Source organism: Arcobacter ellisii (genome assembly GCF_003544915.1).
In the GTDB taxonomy this organism is placed as follows: domain Bacteria; phylum Campylobacterota; class Campylobacteria; order Campylobacterales; family Arcobacteraceae; genus Aliarcobacter; species Aliarcobacter ellisii.
Genome location: NZ_CP032097.1, coordinates 1,627,016 through 1,644,824 on the forward strand (window position 1 = coordinate 1,627,016; position 17,809 = coordinate 1,644,824).

Here is a 17,809-nt window from a genome sequence, read left to right on the forward strand (position 1 = left end):
TTTAAAAACCTTTTAATATTTCAATTACATCATTTTTCGTAACTTCATTAGTGATTTTACAACCACCAATACCAACAGGTAAAATAAACTTGATTTTATTGTCCAACGACTTTTTATCTAAGAAAAAATGTTCATAAAATTCTTCTACATCTTTGATTTTATAAGTTGTTGGAATATCATATCTTTCAAGTAAATTTTTAACTCTTATCTCTTCATCTTTGCTCATAAAACCTAATTTTACAGCTAAAGCATTTGCCATACACATTCCAATTCCTACAGCTTCACCATGTAAATAAGTTTTATAATTTGTCTCATTTTCAATAACATGACCGAAAGTGTGACCATAATTAAGTGCAGCCCTAATTCCTAACTCTTTTTCATCTTTTGAAACAACATCAGCTTTTGTTTCAACTGATTTTTTTATAGCTATTTGGATATTTTTATCATCTCTTAAATCATTAGTTTCAAGCCATTCAAAAAAATCTTTATTGAAAGTTACTGCCATTTTTACTATTTCTGCAACTCCGGCTCCAAACTCTCTTTTTGGTAAAGTTTTTAGCATACTTGGGTCTATATAAACAGCAATTGGTTGATGAAAAGTTCCAACTAAATTTTTTCCAAATTTGTTGTTTATTCCAGTTTTTCCACCAACACTTGCATCTACTTGAGAAAGTAAAGTTGTTGGAATTTGTACAAAATCTATTCCTCTTTGATAAATTGAAGAAGCAAATCCAGTCATATCTCCAATTACTCCACCACCAAAGGCAACAAGTAAAGATTTTCTATCTAATCTATGTGTAAAACAGTGAGCCAAAATTGCTTCAATTGTTTCCATTGTTTTATACTCTTCACCATCAGGAATTGTACAAACACTTAATTCACGAGCATTTAATTTTGATTTTAAATACTCTAAATGAAATCCACTAACTGTTGGATTTGTAACAATCACAACTTTTCTATCAAAATAGAGCTCTTTTAACTCTTCTATAAAAATATCGTATGAAGTATCGTGGGGTAAAGTTATATTAACAGTCATTTTTTTATCCAAATTATTTATTTAATAAGTATTTTATATTAGCTAAATAGAAGTTAAAGAAGCCTAAATTTGAAACTAATCTACTTTTAGATATAATCTAATAAAATTAAGATAAAAGGACTTCTTATTAAAACTTTTACATCATTAAACTTAGATGAAAAAATTATAAAAGCTTTACAAGATTTAGAGTACAAAGAAGCTACGGAAATACAAAAAAAAGCTATTCCAATTGCTCTTAAAAAAAGAGATATTTTAGCAGCTGCTCAAAGTGGTACTGGAAAAACAGCAGCATTTTTATTGCCTATTTTAGAAGATTTGATAGAGCAAAAACAAAAAAATGAATTACCAATTTTAAGAGCTTTGATATTAGTTCCAACACGTGAACTAGCAACTCAAATAGCAAAGGCTGTTGATGATTTTGCAAAATATTTAAGTATCGAAAAACTTGCTGTTTTTGGTGGAGTTTCTTCAAAAGAGCAAGAAAGAAAAATAGCAAAGGGTATTGATATTTTAGTTGCAACATCAGGAAGATTGATGGAGCATATAAAAAACAAAAGTGTTGATTTATCAAGTGTTAATACAGTTGTAATTGATGAAGTTGATACTATGCTTGATATGGGATTTTTAGAAGATATTGAAAAAATCTTACCAAATGTTGGACCACATAGACAAATTATGATGTTTTCAGCAACTATGAATCAAAATGTAAAAAAACTTGCAAAAGAGTTTTTAACAGACCCTGTTGTAATTGAAGTAGCAAGTCAACGTTCAACTGTGAAAATCATTGAACAACAAATAGTTTTAGTAGATGAAGCAAAAAAAGCTGAACTATTATCATATTTAATTGGTTCAAAAAACTATTCACAAGTTTTAGTTTTTGTAAATATGAAAAAAGAGGCTGATGAATTAGTAGCTCATCTAAATCTTGATGGATTACCAGCAGAATGTATTCACGGAGATGTAAGACAAACTGCAAGGGCTAAGGCTTTAAGAAAATTCAAATCTGGAGATATTAGAGTTTTGGTTGCAACTGATATTGCTGCAAGGGGAATTGATATAGAACTTTTACCTGTTGTTGTAAATTTTGCGTTACCTGAAACAATAGCTGATTATACTCATAGAATCGGAAGAACTGGACGAGCTGGAAATGCTGGAACTGCAATTACACTTTTAAGTGTAAAAGATTATAAATTTATGATTGAAATTGAAAAAGAGTTAATTATAAATATTCCAAGAATTGAAATGGAAGGGTTTGAAACAACTGAAAAAAAACCAAGACTATTTAAAGCAAGACCAAAACAACTTAGCGTAAAAAAAGCTGAAGCGAAAAAAGTAGCTCAAAAAAGTGGGTTTTCAAAAACAAATGTAGCAAAAAAACCAGCTAAAAAGAAAAAAACAACAAAAAGAGATGATAATAGAAGTTTTAGAAAATAACTAAAACTTCTTCATCTCTTCATAAATCTCTTTTAAATTTAATAAAAAATAAGGATGATGATTAGGAGCCTTTGCAACTCTATAATCTTTTATTCCAAGTTCATGGGCAAGTTCCCCATACTCAAGAACTAACTCTCCTAAAGTTTCAGAATTATCAACCGTAAAAGATATTGGATAAACTATAACTTTTGATTTAATCTCTTTTAATTTATCTTCCATATAAGGTCGTAGCCACTCCATTGGTCCTAGTCTTGATTGATAAGCAACATGGATTTTTTTAAAATTTATATTTTGTTTTTGAAGCTCTTTTTTGGCACACTCAACGTTTGCTAAGATATGTTTTTGATATAAATCACCTTTATTTATAGTTCTTTGAGTTAGGCCATGGGCTGAAAAAATAAGTTCAAAATCTTCACTATTTTCACCTTTTAAAGCCTCTTTTATTCGCTCTACTATTGCTTTATTGTAAAGGTCACTATCATAATAACTATCAATTGTTTTTATTTTATTTTCTATTCCAAAACTTTTGGCAACTTTCTTTAAATCTTCAATTGATGATTTTGTAGTTGTACTTGAATAGTGTGGATACATGGGAATTGCGTAGATTTCATCATAATTTTTAACTTTTTCTAAAATATCTTTTGCAAAAGGATATGTATATCTCATCTCGTAAAATACATCAGCATCAACCATATTAGAGAATCTTCTAACTAATCTTTTTGTATGCCCAACAATAGGAGAAATTCCACCTAATTTTTTATAATTCTCTTTTGCAATCTCTAATCTTTTAGAAACAATAATTGCACCTATCATTGCCCTTATTGGTTGTGGTGCACCTATTATATACTTATCATTAAACATATTTTTTAGAAAAACTTTTACTTCATCTAAATTATTTGGTCCACCCATATTCATCAAAACTATTGTTCTTTTCAAATTATTTCCTATTCTCTAAAATTTCTTTTGTAGCTTTATGTCTATAATCAAACATTTTTTGTAAATCTTTTTTCACAAACCCCTCTAGCAATTTTCCAAAAATCCCAAAAGGCATTTTAAAAGTAATTACATCTTTCATTTCACTCATATTTCCATGTTTTATAAAAATATGTTTATGTTCCCAATAAGAAAACGGGGATTTTAATGCGAAATCAACCAATAAATTTGGCTCATCAATTTTTTCTATTTTCACTTCCCAATTCATTGGTATAAAATATTTAGTACTTTTGATTTTTAATATTTGTCCAAGTTGTGGTTTGAAATCTTTAGTTAAGAGTTCCACTTTAGTATCTTTGGGAGTGATAAATGTTAGATTATTTGTGTCTAAATGAAAATCAAATAAAGATTTAATATCACAATTTATATATGAACTTTTAATAAATGTTTGCATTTTTGTATCCTTGTACAAATATTTTATACAAGGATAATTTACAAAAATAAAGGCTTGTTTAGTAGGTTGTTTTTGTCAGTTTATAAATTTGTTATAAACTTCTTCTTTCAATATACTCTCTAAAATCTTTAGCTCCCTCTTTTGAGCTTGTAATAATTTCAGCAATACCATCAAAAGAGATTTCAAGTTTTGATTGTTCTACACTTCTCATAGATTTTATTTTATCCACATTTACGATATAAGACCTGTGAATTCTAAAGAAATTTTTTCCATTTAAAAGTGTTTCTAAATCCCCAATTTTTCTTCTAACATAAGCATCAGCTTCTTTTATTTTAATAATAACTTCATCTAAATCAGCTTTGATGTAATAAATATCATTTATGTCTATTAAATATAACTTATCGCCTCTTTTTCCTAAAATCTTTTTTGATTCATCCAAAGTTGAGCTTTTAAATAATCTTATTTTTTCTAAAATCTCTTTTACATCATTTGATTCAATTGGTTTTACTAAATATCCTATTCCACCCTTTTTAAAAGCTTCAAGAGCAAACTCAGAATATGCTGTTTGAAAGATTATAAAAGTTTTAGGCTCAATTTGCATAATAGTATCTGCAAGTTCAAGTCCTGTGATATTTGGCATAGAAATATCTAAAAAAACAGCATCAAATTTTGTTTTTGTTATCTCTTTTAGTGCATCAATTGGATTATCAAAAGCCGTTATATCTTCAATTCCATTTTCATTTAATAATCTTTTTAATCTGCTTAAAGCAAGACTTTCATCATCAACTATCATTACTTTCAATTTTTATCCTTTTAACTCTATTATAAATACCATCTTTTCATCTAAAATTTGATGACTCAAATTTCCCACTTTTTGTAGTTCCAATCTTTTTTGAAGATTTGACAAACCTGTTCCAAATTTCACTATGTTAGTTATTTTACCATTGTTTTGCACCATTATTCTATTTTTAGAAAAAGATATATCAATATTTAGAGGTTTTCCTAAAAAACCATGTTTTATTGCATTTTCTACTAATAGTTGAATAGAAAATTTTGGTATTTTTACATTTTTAAATTCACTAAAATTTTGAATATTTAAAACTATTTTTTCATCAAATCTCACATTTTCTATATTTACATAAGTTTTTACCATAGAAAGTTCAGTTTCTAAAGTAATTAAACTCTCTTTATTTATGGCATTTCGTAAAAATTTTGAGATTTCAATAACTGCATTTTCAGCCTTTTTTTGGTCTTGATAAATAAGTTCAGAAACTGAATTTAAAGCATTAAATAAAAAATGAGGATTAAGCTCATTTTCCAAAGCTTTTAGTTTTGTTTCTAAAACTTGAGTTTTTATCTCTTCATTTTTATATTTCATAGAGATAAATTGATGCAAAATAAGTCCAACCAAAAAAGTCAAAAAACCAATAGTAATAGAGATATAAATCCAAAATGGCGAAATAATATGTAAAATCTTAAAATCACCAAAAGAAAAAAGCAAAAATGAAAAAGTAAATCCCAAAAATCCTGATAAAAAAGAGAACACAAAACTAATCAAATACCAAAATTTTTTATTTACTTTTGGAAGAATAAATTTATTTGAAATTGTTATTAAAAAAAATGCAAATAAAGAGATTAAAATAGCTGTACTTGTACTAAAAACAATTGTTGAAATATTTTGTAAATCATAACTTACAAAATAGAAACACAAAGAGATAAAAAAACCAAAAAAAGCTCCAATGATAATAATATAAAGCCAATCTTTTGGTGCTATTTTTAGTTCAACTTTTTGCATTTAATTCCTTATTTAAAACATTTACCCCAATAGCAACTCCTGGCCAACCTTGACCTGCAAAAATTGTATCTCCAACATTATACAAACCATCAAAAGGTGTGTTACAACTTGGAAGTTGAAATATTGTTTTTGCAGTTATTGGTTTTCCGCCACAATTACTTCTATTTATATATCTGTAAAAAGTTTTTGATGTGGCACTAAAAAGGGTTTTTATATTCTCTTTTTTTATATTATCAAAATTATTTAAAAACTCTGTTATTATAAAATTTTGTGTGAACTCTTTTTTGGCCTCATATTCATTTTTTGTTAAACCTTCCCAAAATATCGCTTTTGAGTGGGTTGAAATTGTTATACTATAACCATCACGTGATAATTTTTCATCATTTATATCAGAAACAGAAACAAAAAATGAGTTTGAAATACAATTTGGAATATCCTCTTTTAAAATTATTTGATAGTGATGTAAAAGTTTCTCTTTTGAATCCAACTTTAAATAAACCACAAAAGCACTTTGGTCACTAAATGAAAATTTATCATAATACTTTTTTATATTTTCATCTAAAAATAGTTTTGAACTTTCAAAAATTGCAGAATTCAATATAACTTTTGAAGCCAAATATTCATCTTTTGTGGAGATTAATCTATATCTATTTTGCTCTTTTTTTATAGAAATTACTTCCTCTTTATTTTGAATATTTACATCTTTTAATAAATCTTCAATTATTTGTCCCATTCCACCAATTGGATAAAAAACCTTATGAAATGGATAAGCTAAACCCAAACTCATAGCTAAAAGTGATAAATCTTTAGAAGTTGTTTGAAGAGTTATTAAAAGTTGTGAATTTATAAAAGCTTTATACTCTTTTGAAATATTTGGCAAAACTTCATTTATATATCCCTCAGCTGTTTTAAAAAGCATAAAACCAAACTCTTTAAAAAGTTCTACTACAAACAGAGCTGTTTTAGCATAAGCTTGAAAGCCGTATTTTGCAAAATATACTTTTTTTAAAGTCCAAAATCTCTCATCAATTTCTTTGATTGTTTTCCAAAAAACTCTATTATTTTTGTGATAATAAACACTATTTAGATTTGTTAAAAACTCCTCAAAATTAGCAACTCTATCAACTATTTTTCTGTTTTGTATTGTTCTAATTGCAATTTTACTCTCAAGAATATTTGGAACAACTCCTACTTCATCAAAGATATTTTTGATTGGATGATTATTTTCATATCCAACAAAAGTCGTAGCTCCTGCGTTAAAATAAGTTCCCAATCTTTTAAAAGTTGAAGCACAACCTCCAAGATTTTTATCCTTTTCAAAAAGGATTAAATCTTTGTTCTTATTTAAAGCTGAAATTAGACTTCCACCTATTCCACTTCCAATAACTGCAATATCAATATTTTTCATTATTTGCTCTTTTGAACTCTTCAATAGCCCTATTTCTTGAGTATTCAATAGAAACTAATTGTTTTGGATAATCTAAAAACATATTTGATTGAACACCATTTTCACTATGAATGAGTTTTGCATTTACATCTTTTAGTTCAGGAATTACAGACTTTATAAAAATAGCATCTTTATCAAATTTTGCTGATTGTAAATAGGGATTAAAAACTCTAAAATATGGCACTGCATCAGCACCCGTACTAGCTGCCCATTGCCAAGAACCGATATTTGAACTTGCTTCATAATCAAGAAGTTTTGAAGCAAAATATCTTTCGCCTTTTTTCCAATCTATAAGCAAATTTTTTGTTAAATACGAAGAAACTATCATTCTTAGACGATTATGCATAGTTCCAGTTAAATTAAAATATCTCATAGCCGCATCAATCAAAGGAACGCCAGTATTTCCTTCACACCATTTTTGAAAAACTGTTTCATCTTCATTCCAATTTACTTTTATTTCATTTAGATTTTCAAACTCACTTTTTGGAAAATGAAACAAAATATAGTTATAAAACTCTCTCCAAAAAAGCTCTCTTATATAAAAATCTTTTGAACTTTGTATTGCTCTCATTTTTTTAATTTTATTAAAAAGCTCCCTTGGACTTATAAGACCAAATCTTAAATGAACAGCTAAATTTGAAGTTGCATTTTTATAAAAAAAATCTCGACCTTCTTGATAATCTGAAATTTTTAAAGAAAACTCATTTATAAGTTCATCTGCACTTTTTTCCAAAAATTCTGGTAATTTTTGCTTCTTAAATCCCATCTCTTGTAAAGTTGGAACAAAATCATAATCAAACTCTATTTTTTTTAGATTTTTATTTCTTTCAAATAAAACTAAACTCTCACTTTCCCAAATAAACTCTAAAGATTTATAGTATGGAGTAAAAACTTTATAAGGTGTATTATCTTTTTTTAGACAATTATTTGGATGAGTAATAAATGAATCGGTAAAAGTCTCCATAGGAATGATTTTAGCTATCTCTTCATCTCTTTTTTTTGCATAATTATCAAAATCAACTGAACATAAAACAGAATCAAAACCTTGATTTTTTAGAGTTTCAAAAATCTCCTTAGGAGTTCCATAAAACAGGCACAAATCAAGCCCAATACTTTTTAATTCTTCTTTTAGTTTTAAAACACTTTTATAGATAAATGTAACTCTTTTATCATCTTTATTTAATTTATCTAAGATATTTTTATCAAAAATAAAAATAGGCAATACTTCATCTTTTGCATTTGCTAATATCGCACTATCGTTTATTCTTAAATCTCTTCTAAACCATAAGATTTGTTTCATTATTTATAAGCCTTAATATCGCTTCTTAAAGCTAATTCACTAGGATATGGATTTAAAAATTTTTGCACTTTTAAATATTGAACATCAAATCTTTTTACATATAAATTTATTATTTTCATAACAGCAATTAAAGGAATAATTTTTTCTTTATACTCAGCTAAAGCTTGTAAAATCTCCTCTTTTTCCTCTTTTGTTATAAGTTTTTTAAAATATCCAAAAATATGAAGTAAAACATTATAAGTTTTATTTACACTTCCTTTTAAACTAATTGCTTTTAAAAACTCCTCTTTATACTCTTCTAAAACTTCATTTAGTTGATTTTTTTCTTTATTTGCGACAATTCGTCCTAAAGTTGTATATGATTTTTGAGCTTTTGAATAAATAAGATATTTATATGAAGTATGAAAAATCACTAAATCATTAAAAGTTGGATTTGATTTTAAAAACTCATGTAGATGTTGATAAGCAAAAATTTGCATCAAAAAATTTTCCCTAAGCCAAGGGTCAATCAATCTTCCCTCTTCTTCAACTGGCAAATATGGATATTTTTCTTTTATTTTTCTTGCAAATACTCCAACTCCTTGTTTTACACTTGGAGCATTAAAAGGTTTATAAATTTTTACTCTTTCAAGTCCACAAGTTGGAGATGCTGATTTTAAAATAAAACCACATAAATCATCATTTTTAATTTCATCTGAACACTCTTCTGAAATATCATCTAGCTCTTTTGTCACATCTTTTGGATTTTTTGTAGAAGTTAGGATTTTTAGTTCACCATTTTCATCATGAACTTGTCTTATGGCTTCTCTAGGGCTTCCCCAAATTATAGTTTCAGGACAATAAGAAACTGTTTGAAAATATTTTTGCAAAATATCAACTATAAATTTATCAGTTGCACCAACTCCATCATAACGACATTTTGTTCCAATCAAACAAGCTGAAACTCCTAATTTCATAAAAAATCCTTTTTTTAAATTTAATTTATTTTATAACAAAAAGGAGTTTTTTGGTAGGGAAAATTTATAGGTTTATCTTCATTCTTTTTAAAATTTCATAGGTTTTTGTTACATCATAGGTTGCACTATGATATTTGTCACCATTAAATTCAATACCATAATATAAACATGTTTCATCAAGTTTTGGATTTTTTACTCTTCCATTTTTTCCAAATACATTTACAATCTTTTTATTTTCATTCATTGTACAAATGTGATTTTTAAATTTAACTCTATTATTTATATGTCTTAATTCAAACTTTATATTATGAGCAATCAAAGTCTCACTTTTATAACAAAACTTTTCAAAATCTTCATCTTCACTGAAATATGAACTATAAGATTTATCTTTTCTATAATCAAGTATTAACTCAGGTGTTAATCTGTGAACTGCATAAGAGTAAAAATTAACTGGAAATCTTGAAAGATAATATCTATGAAATTTATCCAAAATCTTAAAATCTCTATCTATTTTAACAGCAGCTATCTCTATTACATCACCAATATTTGAAGTATTTGTTTCAAAGTCTAAAATTATCATATAAAATTATTTTCTCTTTTCATTAATATAAAATTCCTATTTATATATATTATATCAAAAACTTAATAATTATTTAAACTTACAAATACTAGAATAAGTATGTAAAATAAAAAATTAAAAGGAGTTGAAAATGCAAATAAATTCAAACTCTGTCTTAAATCAAAATGTTTATTTGAATGCAAATCAATCATTAAATAGAATTGCAACTGGAATAGAACTAAATCAATCTAGTGATAATGCATCTAGTTTATCTATTTCAAATAGTTTGTTAGCCCAATCAAATGGTTATGGACAAGCATTAGAAAATGCGAATTCTGCAATCGCTGCAACTCAAATTGCAAGTGGTGCAACAACTGAACAATCAAATATTTTAAATAATGTAAAAGAAAAACTTCTACAAGCTTCAACTGATACAACGAGCCAAGAAGGTAGAGATGCAATCTTAAAAGATATTCAAAAACAACTAGAACAATTTGATAAAATTGCAAGTGGTACAAATTATAATGGACAAACTCTACTTCAAAAAAGTTCAACTGATAACTCAGCTTCTGATGTTCAACAATTTCAATCTGGATTAAAAGGTGAACAATTAATTGAGACTTCAAGTGTTCAATCAAATACTGAAGGTCTAGGTTTAACTGATTTAGTAAATCAAGATGCCACAACTTTTAGTTCAAGTGATGCTAAAAATTTTTTAGAAACAGTTGATAAAGCAATAAATAAATTAAATGATGTAAGAGGTGAATTTGGCTCTGTTCAAAATCAACTAGAGAGTTCAAGTAGAAATCTTCTTGCTCAACAAACAAGCACTTTAAGTGCAGCAGCCCTATTTGATACAGATTATGCAAAAGAGTCATCGAATTTTTCTAAACAAAATATTTTAGCTCAAATTGGAGCATTTGGACAAGTTCAATCAAATAATATAAATCAACAAACTGTTTTAAGACTTCTTTCATAAAAAAAAGCTCAAGTTTAAACTTGAGCTTTTATCTTCTGTAATATTTATGACCATGATGGTGGTGATGTTTATGATGTTTATAATGTCCTGGAGGATAAAATCCAGGGTAATAAGGTCTTGGAGCATTATCATAAATAACAACTACTTGTGGTGGTCTTCTATCATAGTCATCATAATAGTAATCATTTCTCACATAAGTTGTACTTCTCTCGTAACCATTATTATATGAATTATTGTCATAATTTGAATAGTTTCTAGAATCTCTTGTATTATTCGCAATTGTAGCTCCTAAAATTCCACCTGCTACTCTTGCAACATCTTTTCCATTTCCTTTTCCAATTTGATTACCAATAGCAACTCCTAATGTTGCTCCTACAACAGTATCTAAACCAATTGTATTATTATCAGCAAAAACTAAAGAACTTGAAATCAAAAGCATTGATAAAAACTTTTTCATATTTTATCCTTATAATCCATTTTATTTTTATAAGTATAAATCTTTATTGTGAAGATATTGTGAAAATAAAAAACTACTCTAGTTTTCCAAAAACTTTATATTTTTCCCAATAAATATCCAACGCTTCTTTTAATTTTTTATCAGAGAGTTTTGTTTTTTTCTTTACACCAAATCTATTAATAAATGATTCAGACATTAAAGAATCTTCTTTTTTAGGATTTTTTAGAAAATTGAACATTGCTTTTTTTACCTCTTTTTCACTACTATATTTTAGTAAATATCGATAAAAATATTTATCAATTGTAACAGGTATTCTATTATGACACTTTACACAATCTGTTTCGTAAATATCATTTTTGGCTGCAAATAAAGATATAGATATCAAACTTATAAAAAAAATTATTCTTACCATCTTATTTTTACCTTTGTTCCAACATCTATTTGGGAACTTACTTCAATTTTAAAATCATACTCTTTTGCAATTAGAGAAACAATATTTAAACCTATTCCAAAACCACCAACACTTTTATCAAATCTAGTATATCTATCAAATAAATTATCAAGGTTTTCTTGACTTATACCTTTTCCTGTATCTTCGATACTCAAACTATTTTTTGTTAAAACTACTTTTATAGTTCCACCAATTTTATTATATTTGATTGCATTTGATAATAAATTATCTATTAATTTAGAGATTTTTTTTGTATCACAAAAAATAAAAATATCATCTTTTATATATGTTTCAAACTCTATTTTTTTCATAGTTGCAATACTGTTAAAAAAATCTACTCTTTGTTTTAAAATATTTGATAAATTAATCTCTTCATTATTTGAAAGTATTTGATTATTTAAAGTTATGAAAGTTAAATCTTCATAAATATTTGAAATTGTTTTTGCACCAATTTCAATTCTGTTTATTTTTTTCGCAAGTTTTTCATCTAATAAATCTTTATCTATCATCTCAATATTTGTGATAATCGCAGTTACAGGAGTATTTAATTCATGGGTTGTATCTTTAATAAATCTATCAAGTAAATGTAAAGCATCTCTCATTGGTCTCAAAAAAAGTTTTGAAATAAAATATCCAATAACAATCATAAATAAAAAGGCTAATAAAAAACCTAAAATCATCTTATATTTTATATTTTCAAACCAAATATTATCATCAGGAATTTCTATAATCACATATTTTGAACCAAGATAATAAGATTCTGGTTCTTTTATAAAATGAATTTGATTTCCACTTAAATATATAACATCATCTAAACTTACATTTTGAGATTTTAAAGTTGAAAAAATCTTTTTTTTATCACTATCAAAAATAGCTGATTGAAACTTTTCATCTCTTGGATAAATATTTGTTTTATCAAAATTGACATGTAAATCTTTTAATCTAAAAATTAAATCATTTGAATAATTTTGTAATATTTGTCTCTTTTCTTGAAGCATTAAATCTTTTTGGAATTGATAATATAAAAATGTAACAACACTTAAAATTACCAATACAAGAAAAGAGTATAATAAAGAGAAAGCTAGAAGAGTTCTAGTTTCACTCTTGGTTAAATCTATACCCGAGTTTTTTAAGACTAACAATTTTATCTTTTCCTAAAATTTTTCTAAGATTTTTTATATAAGTTCTTAAAGAGTTATCACTATACTCTTCATCATAATCCCAAACATAATCATAAATTCTATCGTGAACTAAAAGTTCATTTGGATGTTGTAAAAAGAATTTTAAAAGTTTTAACTCTTTTAAATTTAGTTTCACTTCAACACCATTTTCTCTTAACTCATTTGAGATAGAGTTAAAAGTAACTTCAGGTGTAATATTTATCAATTCATTTTTATTATTTGCAAACTCTCTTTTTAAAATAGTTTGAACTCTTAAAAGTAGTTCTTTTAACTCAAAAGGTTTTCTAATATAATCATCACAACCACTTTCAAAACCTTTTTCTAAAGAATCCATAGAGTTTAATGAGGTTATAAAAATTGCAGGAACTTTTTTATTTTGAGCTCTAATCTCTTTTAAAACTTCAAAACCATTTTTATTTGGAACATTTACATCAAGTAACAATAAATCAAAATTGTGTTCATATATTGAAGAAATTGCCTCTTCACCATCATAAACACAAATTACATCAAAACCTTGTTCTTCAAAATAATCTGAAACTGTTTCACTAAGATTCAAATCATCTTCTAATAATAATATTTTACTTTTCATCTTCTATTTGCTCTTCTTGTGTTATATCACCACTTAATCTTTTTTCATATTGAGCTTTTTCATATTCACTCATTTTCGGAATTCTAGAATTTAATTCCTTTAGAAAAGATTGTTGGTTTTCTTCCTTAACATAACCGATTATTTCAATTAGTTCTTGTGTACTCATTTCAGAATAATTTTCTTCTGCAAAAACAAAACTGAATAATAAAAAAATTATTAATGCAATTTTTTCCATTTTCAAAACTCTTTTTTATTTCATTGTAACATATTAACTGTATAATAATTGTTGAAAATAGAAGAAGTTTATCCCATTTTATAGATATTTATCTCATTTTTAAAAGAAAAATAATTATCAATTAATAAAATTTAGGGGTTTATAAAAGAATTTTCACTAAAATCAAACTAAAAAGAGAGTTTAATGTTTAAAAATCTATTGTTATCAAGTTGTGTAATATTTTTATTTTCAGGTTGTTTTGGGGCAAAAAAAGAGGAAAAATGGACTGCTTTTATCTATCCAAATAAAGAAGATACAAAAAATAAAATAAAAAGTCCAATGACTTTTAATTCACTTGAAGAGTGTAAAAAAGTATCAGAAATTGAAATTAAAAATCAAAATTTAGAAAATATTGCTATTTTTAAATGTGGGCTTAACTGTACTTATAATGAAGGTATGAAGTTAGAAATTTGCGAACAGATGTTAAGTTCAAAAGAGAATTGATTTTATAAAAAAAGAAAATGAAAGAGTTAAAATATTTTAATGTTTGTTATCACGGTGATATTGTAAATAATAAATTTAGCGATTATCTTTCATCATATTCTAATAACTCTTTTGATTATAATGAACATGATGAATTAATCGATTTAATAAATACAAAAGATATTCATGTGGTTATTACTAAATATAATTTTGAACTATTAAAACAAATAAGAGTTTTAAATAAAGAGATTCAAATTATTGCTATTTTAGACCAATTAAATGATACTCATTTGATTGAAAGTTTAGAATTAACTCAAATCAAATTTATTCAAAACTTAGATTCTATAAATGAATTTATTGATACTTTAAAAGAATTTATAAAAAATATTGATTCAAAAAACTCAAATATATATAGTTTAAAAAATGATTTTGTATATGATTCATATAACAAAACTCTTTTTAAAAAAAATATGCTAATTCCATTAACAAAAAAAGAGACTCTTTTTTTATCTTATCTTTTTACAAATAATAACAAAGCTGTAAGTTATGAAGAGATAAATGAAAAAATCTGGGAAGGTGCTATGACACAAGATGCTCTTAGGTCACTTATAAAAGAAATAAGAAAAAAAACATACAAAGAACTTATAAAAAATGTTTCAGGTATTGGTTATAGAATAGATTTGTAAATCAATGAACGAAAAAATCTCACTAAAATATATATTTAAACTTTTACTAAAAAATAAAAAATCTCTTATTATTGGGCAAATAATAACTATTATTGCAATAATTATAAGTGTTCCTATTCCTTTATTATTACCCCTTTTAGTTGATGAAATTTTACTTAATAAACCTGATTTTTTTGTAAATAATATAGATAAATTTTTAGGAAATGGAAGTGCATTTTATTATATTGCTATCGTAACTTTTGTAGTTTTATTTTTAAGATTGATATATTTTATATTTAGTGTTGTTATTACAAAAATATTTACTAAAATTTCAAAATTTGTAACTTTTAAGATTAGAGAAAAACTACTAAATCATTTAAAACTTGTGAATATGAATGAATATGAAAGTCTTGGAAGTGGAAGTATTAGTGCTAATTTAATAACTGATGTAAATACTTTAGATAATTTTATTGTTTCTGTTTCAAGTAAGTTAATAGCTTCAACCCTTACTTTAATTGCTGTTGCTATTGTGATTTTAAAAATAGATTTAACTTTAGGTTTAATGATTTTATTAATTCAACCTATTATTATTTTACTTTCAAAAAAAATAGCTGATAAAACAGGTTTATTAAAAAAAGAGGAAAATAAAACAGTTGAAGTTTTTCAAAACAATATAAATGAAACCTTAGATTTATTTGGACAAATAAAAGCAAGTAACAAAGAAAAATATTTTTTTGATGATTCAATAAATAAAGCAAAAGATATACAAAAAGCTTCAAATGAATTTAATTATAAAAGTGTAGCTTATGAAAGATTTTCATTTACAATTTTTTTAATTGCTTTTGAAATATTTAGAGCTACTGGCTTAGTTTTAGTTGCATATAGTGATTTAAGTATTGGTTTAATGTTTGCAATGTTTGGATATATCTGGTTTATTATGACTCCTATTCAAGACATTTTAACTATTCAATATTCCCTTGCTAGTGCAAAAGCTGCCATAAATAGAATTAATAAAATTTTAGATTTAGAAGTTGAAAAAAATGGAACATTAGTGCTTGAAGCAAATAATAAAAAAGTTGATATTTCTATAAAAAATCTTTCATTTTCATATAAAGAAGATAAATTAACTTTAAAAGATATCTCTTTTGATATAAAATCAGGAGAAAAAATTGCTATTATTGGAGCAAGTGGGAGTGGAAAAACAACAATTGCTCATATTATTGCTGGCTTTTATTCTAAAACTTCTGGAGATATTTTATATAACAATATAAGTATAAATGACTTAGATAGACAAAGTTTAAGAGAAAACATCTTTTTAGTTTTACAAATGCCTATTTTATTTAATAATAGTTTACGATTTAACATTACAATGGGTAACAAAAATATAAGTGATGAAGAAATTTTTAAAGCTCTTAAAATTGCACAACTTTATGATAATGTTGAAAGTATGCCAAACAAACTTGATACTCTTGTTGGAAAACATGGAATAAGACTTAGTGGAGGCCAAAGACAAAGATTATCAATAGCAAGAATGATAATAGCAAATCCTGCTGTTGTAATCTTTGATGAATCAACATCTGCTCTTGATGTTCATACAGAAACAAAACTTTTTAGCGAACTTGAAGAGTTTTTAAAAGATAAAACTGTAATTACAATCGCTCATAGATTAAGCACTGTTAAAAATGCTGATATGATTTATGTAATTGATGATGGAATTTTAGTTCAAAGTGGAAATCATAAAGAGTTAGAAGAAAAAGAAGGACATTATTTAGAATTTGTAAAACAACAGTTAATTTGACTATAATTAATAACTTAAAAAGTTAAAAGGTAATAAATGGATGCAATCAATCTGAAGAACTATTTTTTTTATGTTGCAAGTTTTGTGGTAATACTAGCTGGTGTAAAAATGTCAAGCGAAATAGTTGTAATACTATTTTTAGCAATTTTTATCTCATCAATTTTTTCATCACTTCTTAAACTTCTTCAAAAACAAAATATCCCAAAAGTTTTATCATATTTTTTTATTTTAGTAATAGTTATTTTTATAGGTTTTATGTTGGCTTATGTAATAAATATTTCATTAAAAGATTTTCTTACAAATCTTCCTATTTATGAAGAAAAATTGAAAAATCTAATTTTAAATTCTATTCATTTAGTGCAAGGTTATGGTGTAGAAATAGATAAAACAAAAATTATGGAAAGCCTAAATTTTAGTTCATTTTTTGGAGTAACAACAAATATTATTGGAAGTATTAGTACTTTTTTATCTAAATTTTTATTAGTTGTAATTGGTGTTGCATTTATATTAGCAGAGTCAAAATCTTTTCAAACAAAATTAAAAGTTATTTTTAGAAACAATGCAAAAAAATTAGAACACTTCAACCTCTTTTCTTTTAACATTCAAAAATATTTTGTTGTAAAATCATTTACAAGTTTTTTAACAGGTTTTATAATTACTATAATGTTATCGTTTTTTGGTGTTGATTACCCTATTTTATGGGGTGTTATTGCAATGTTATTTAATTTTGTTCCTGTTGTTGGTTCAATTATTGCATCTTTTCCTGCAATTTTATTAGCCTTAATGAATTTGGATGTAAATGCAACCATTTGGGTTTCAATTTTTTATATAATTATAAATATTTCAATAAGTAATATTCTTGAACCAAAACTTATGGGAAAAGAGTTAGGACTTTCACCTTTGATTATTTTCTTTTCTCTTATTTTTTGGGGTTATATTTTAGGAATTGTAGGAATGTTTTTAGCCGTTCCAATTACAATGACTCTAAAAATAGCCTTTGATTCAAATACAAGTACGCATTGGCTTGGTATTTTAATGTCTGATTTATCTAGAAAAAAAATTAGGAATAAGGAATAAA

At 25.4% G+C, this 17,809-nt stretch carries 20 protein-coding genes; 6 read left to right on the top strand and 14 right to left on the bottom strand.

Going from position 1 to position 17,809, the window contains the following annotated elements:
* Window position 1: 1 nt before the first annotated feature.
* Window positions 2-1,036 carry a 3-dehydroquinate synthase gene (gene aroB, locus AELL_RS08370; RefSeq protein WP_118917509.1) on the bottom strand — a complete coding sequence of 345 codons (1,035 nt, stop codon included), beginning with the start codon at window positions 1,034-1,036 and terminating at the stop codon, window positions 2-4.
* Window positions 1,037-1,243: 207 nt separating this feature from the next.
* Between aroB and AELL_RS08375 the strand changes: the two genes are divergently transcribed.
* Window positions 1,244-2,470, top strand: coding sequence for a DEAD/DEAH box helicase (locus tag AELL_RS08375; protein WP_118917510.1), 1,227 nt, complete (start codon window positions 1,244-1,246; stop codon window positions 2,468-2,470).
* On the opposite strand, the gene hemH is transcribed toward AELL_RS08375, so the two are convergent.
* The 8 genes from hemH to AELL_RS08415 form a co-directional block, all read right to left on the bottom strand.
* Window positions 2,471-3,406 (bottom strand): ferrochelatase, encoded by a 936-nt coding sequence (gene hemH, locus AELL_RS08380; protein ID WP_118917511.1) that lies wholly within the window; start codon window positions 3,404-3,406, stop codon window positions 2,471-2,473.
* Between the two features lies 1 nt (window position 3,407).
* Window positions 3,408-3,857, bottom strand: a complete 450-nt coding sequence (locus tag AELL_RS08385; RefSeq protein WP_118917512.1) for an SRPBCC family protein — start codon at window positions 3,855-3,857, stop codon at window positions 3,408-3,410.
* A gap of 91 nt (window positions 3,858-3,948) precedes the next feature.
* Window positions 3,949-4,650: a LytR/AlgR family response regulator transcription factor gene (locus AELL_RS08390; protein ID WP_226806034.1), complete on the bottom strand. Its 702-nt coding sequence runs from the start codon at window positions 4,648-4,650 to the stop codon at window positions 3,949-3,951.
* 12 nt (window positions 4,651-4,662) lie between these two features.
* Window positions 4,663-5,652 carry a sensor histidine kinase gene (locus tag AELL_RS08395; RefSeq protein WP_118917514.1) on the bottom strand — a complete coding sequence of 330 codons (990 nt, stop codon included), beginning with the start codon at window positions 5,650-5,652 and terminating at the stop codon, window positions 4,663-4,665.
* Entirely contained in the window at window positions 5,639-7,060 is a 1,422-nt protein-coding gene (locus AELL_RS08400) for a phytoene desaturase family protein (RefSeq protein WP_118917515.1), read from the bottom strand. Before AELL_RS08400 ends, AELL_RS08395 begins: the two co-directional genes overlap by 14 nt.
* Window positions 7,047-8,399 carry a cryptochrome/photolyase family protein gene (locus tag AELL_RS08405; RefSeq protein ID WP_118917516.1) on the bottom strand — a complete coding sequence of 451 codons (1,353 nt, stop codon included), beginning with the start codon at window positions 8,397-8,399 and terminating at the stop codon, window positions 7,047-7,049. The genes AELL_RS08400 and AELL_RS08405 overlap by 14 nt, the downstream gene beginning before the upstream one ends.
* Window positions 8,399-9,355 carry a YbgA family protein gene (locus tag AELL_RS08410; protein WP_118917517.1) on the bottom strand — a complete coding sequence of 319 codons (957 nt, stop codon included), beginning with the start codon at window positions 9,353-9,355 and terminating at the stop codon, window positions 8,399-8,401. The genes AELL_RS08405 and AELL_RS08410 overlap by 1 nt, the downstream gene beginning before the upstream one ends.
* Window positions 9,356-9,419: 64 nt before the next feature.
* Entirely contained in the window at window positions 9,420-9,935 is a 516-nt protein-coding gene (locus AELL_RS08415) for a 3'-5' exonuclease (RefSeq protein ID WP_118917518.1), read from the bottom strand.
* Between the two features lie 130 nt (window positions 9,936-10,065).
* On the opposite strand from AELL_RS08415, the gene AELL_RS08420 reads away from it, so the two are divergent.
* Window positions 10,066-10,893: a flagellin N-terminal helical domain-containing protein gene (locus AELL_RS08420; protein ID WP_118917519.1), complete on the top strand. Its 828-nt coding sequence runs from the start codon at window positions 10,066-10,068 to the stop codon at window positions 10,891-10,893.
* Window positions 10,894-10,921: 28 nt separating this feature from the next.
* Here the strand turns inward: AELL_RS08420 and AELL_RS08425 are convergent, their stop codons facing one another.
* The 5 genes from AELL_RS08425 to AELL_RS08445 all read right to left on the bottom strand — a co-directional run bounded on the left by AELL_RS08425 (window position 10,922) and on the right by AELL_RS08445 (window position 13,806).
* On the bottom strand, window positions 10,922-11,350 hold the full coding sequence (locus AELL_RS08425; protein WP_118917520.1) for a glycine zipper 2TM domain-containing protein: 429 nt from the start codon (window positions 11,348-11,350) through the stop codon (window positions 10,922-10,924).
* A gap of 73 nt (window positions 11,351-11,423) precedes the next feature.
* Complete coding sequence (locus AELL_RS08430) at window positions 11,424-11,762, bottom strand: hypothetical protein (protein WP_118917521.1); 339 nt, start codon at window positions 11,760-11,762, stop codon at window positions 11,424-11,426.
* Complete coding sequence (locus AELL_RS08435; protein WP_118917522.1) at window positions 11,756-12,943, bottom strand: sensor histidine kinase; 1,188 nt, start codon at window positions 12,941-12,943, stop codon at window positions 11,756-11,758. The genes AELL_RS08430 and AELL_RS08435 overlap by 7 nt, the downstream gene beginning before the upstream one ends.
* A complete protein-coding gene (locus AELL_RS08440) occupies window positions 12,900-13,571 on the bottom strand; it encodes a response regulator transcription factor (protein ID WP_118917523.1) in 672 nt (223 codons plus the stop codon). The genes AELL_RS08435 and AELL_RS08440 overlap by 44 nt, the downstream gene beginning before the upstream one ends.
* On the bottom strand, window positions 13,561-13,806 hold the full coding sequence (locus AELL_RS08445; RefSeq protein WP_118917524.1) for a DUF1104 domain-containing protein: 246 nt from the start codon (window positions 13,804-13,806) through the stop codon (window positions 13,561-13,563). The genes AELL_RS08440 and AELL_RS08445 overlap by 11 nt, the downstream gene beginning before the upstream one ends.
* Window positions 13,807-13,989: 183 nt before the next feature.
* Between AELL_RS08445 and AELL_RS08450 the strand changes: the two genes are divergently transcribed.
* The 4 genes from AELL_RS08450 to AELL_RS08465 are packed head-to-tail and all read left to right on the top strand — an operon-like array spanning window position 13,990 to window position 17,808.
* Entirely contained in the window at window positions 13,990-14,289 is a 300-nt protein-coding gene (locus tag AELL_RS08450) for a hypothetical protein (RefSeq protein ID WP_118917525.1), read from the top strand.
* Window positions 14,290-14,306: 17 nt separating this feature from the next.
* The gene (locus AELL_RS08455) at window positions 14,307-14,954 is read left to right on the top strand and encodes a winged helix-turn-helix domain-containing protein (protein WP_118917526.1); all 648 of its coding nucleotides are present in this window, start codon (window positions 14,307-14,309) and stop codon (window positions 14,952-14,954) included.
* Between the two features lie 4 nt (window positions 14,955-14,958).
* The gene (locus tag AELL_RS08460) at window positions 14,959-16,731 is read left to right on the top strand and encodes an ABC transporter ATP-binding protein (protein WP_118917527.1); all 1,773 of its coding nucleotides are present in this window, start codon (window positions 14,959-14,961) and stop codon (window positions 16,729-16,731) included.
* 36 nt (window positions 16,732-16,767) lie between these two features.
* Window positions 16,768-17,808, top strand: a complete 1,041-nt coding sequence (locus tag AELL_RS08465) for an AI-2E family transporter (protein WP_118917528.1) — start codon at window positions 16,768-16,770, stop codon at window positions 17,806-17,808.
* Window position 17,809 lies beyond the last annotated feature (1 nt).

Coding starts and splice junctions, on each gene's coding strand:
- AELL_RS08395 (WP_118917514.1), bottom strand. CDS start 5,652: ATGCAAAAAGTTGAACTAAAAATAGCACCAAAAGATTGGCTTTATATT.
- AELL_RS08385 (WP_118917512.1), bottom strand. CDS start 3,857: ATGCAAACATTTATTAAAAGTTCATATATAAATTGTGATATTAAATCT.
- AELL_RS08400 (WP_118917515.1), bottom strand. CDS start 7,060: ATGAAAAATATTGATATTGCAGTTATTGGAAGTGGAATAGGTGGAAGT.
- AELL_RS08455 (WP_118917526.1), top strand. CDS start 14,307: ATGAAAGAGTTAAAATATTTTAATGTTTGTTATCACGGTGATATTGTA.
- AELL_RS08430 (WP_118917521.1), bottom strand. CDS start 11,762: ATGGTAAGAATAATTTTTTTTATAAGTTTGATATCTATATCTTTATTT.
- AELL_RS08460 (WP_118917527.1), top strand. CDS start 14,959: ATGAACGAAAAAATCTCACTAAAATATATATTTAAACTTTTACTAAAA.
- AELL_RS08420 (WP_118917519.1), top strand. CDS start 10,066: ATGCAAATAAATTCAAACTCTGTCTTAAATCAAAATGTTTATTTGAAT.
- AELL_RS08415 (WP_118917518.1), bottom strand. CDS start 9,935: ATGATAATTTTAGACTTTGAAACAAATACTTCAAATATTGGTGATGTA.
- AELL_RS08405 (WP_118917516.1), bottom strand. CDS start 8,399: ATGAAACAAATCTTATGGTTTAGAAGAGATTTAAGAATAAACGATAGT.
- AELL_RS08465 (WP_118917528.1), top strand. CDS start 16,768: ATGGATGCAATCAATCTGAAGAACTATTTTTTTTATGTTGCAAGTTTT.
- AELL_RS08450 (WP_118917525.1), top strand. CDS start 13,990: ATGTTTAAAAATCTATTGTTATCAAGTTGTGTAATATTTTTATTTTCA.
- AELL_RS08445 (WP_118917524.1), bottom strand. CDS start 13,806: ATGGAAAAAATTGCATTAATAATTTTTTTATTATTCAGTTTTGTTTTT.
- AELL_RS08425 (WP_118917520.1), bottom strand. CDS start 11,350: ATGAAAAAGTTTTTATCAATGCTTTTGATTTCAAGTTCTTTAGTTTTT.
- AELL_RS08390 (WP_226806034.1), bottom strand. CDS start 4,650: ATGATAGTTGATGATGAAAGTCTTGCTTTAAGCAGATTAAAAAGATTA.
- AELL_RS08440 (WP_118917523.1), bottom strand. CDS start 13,571: ATGAAAAGTAAAATATTATTATTAGAAGATGATTTGAATCTTAGTGAA.
- aroB (WP_118917509.1), bottom strand. CDS start 1,036: ATGACTGTTAATATAACTTTACCCCACGATACTTCATACGATATTTTT.
- AELL_RS08410 (WP_118917517.1), bottom strand. CDS start 9,355: ATGAAATTAGGAGTTTCAGCTTGTTTGATTGGAACAAAATGTCGTTAT.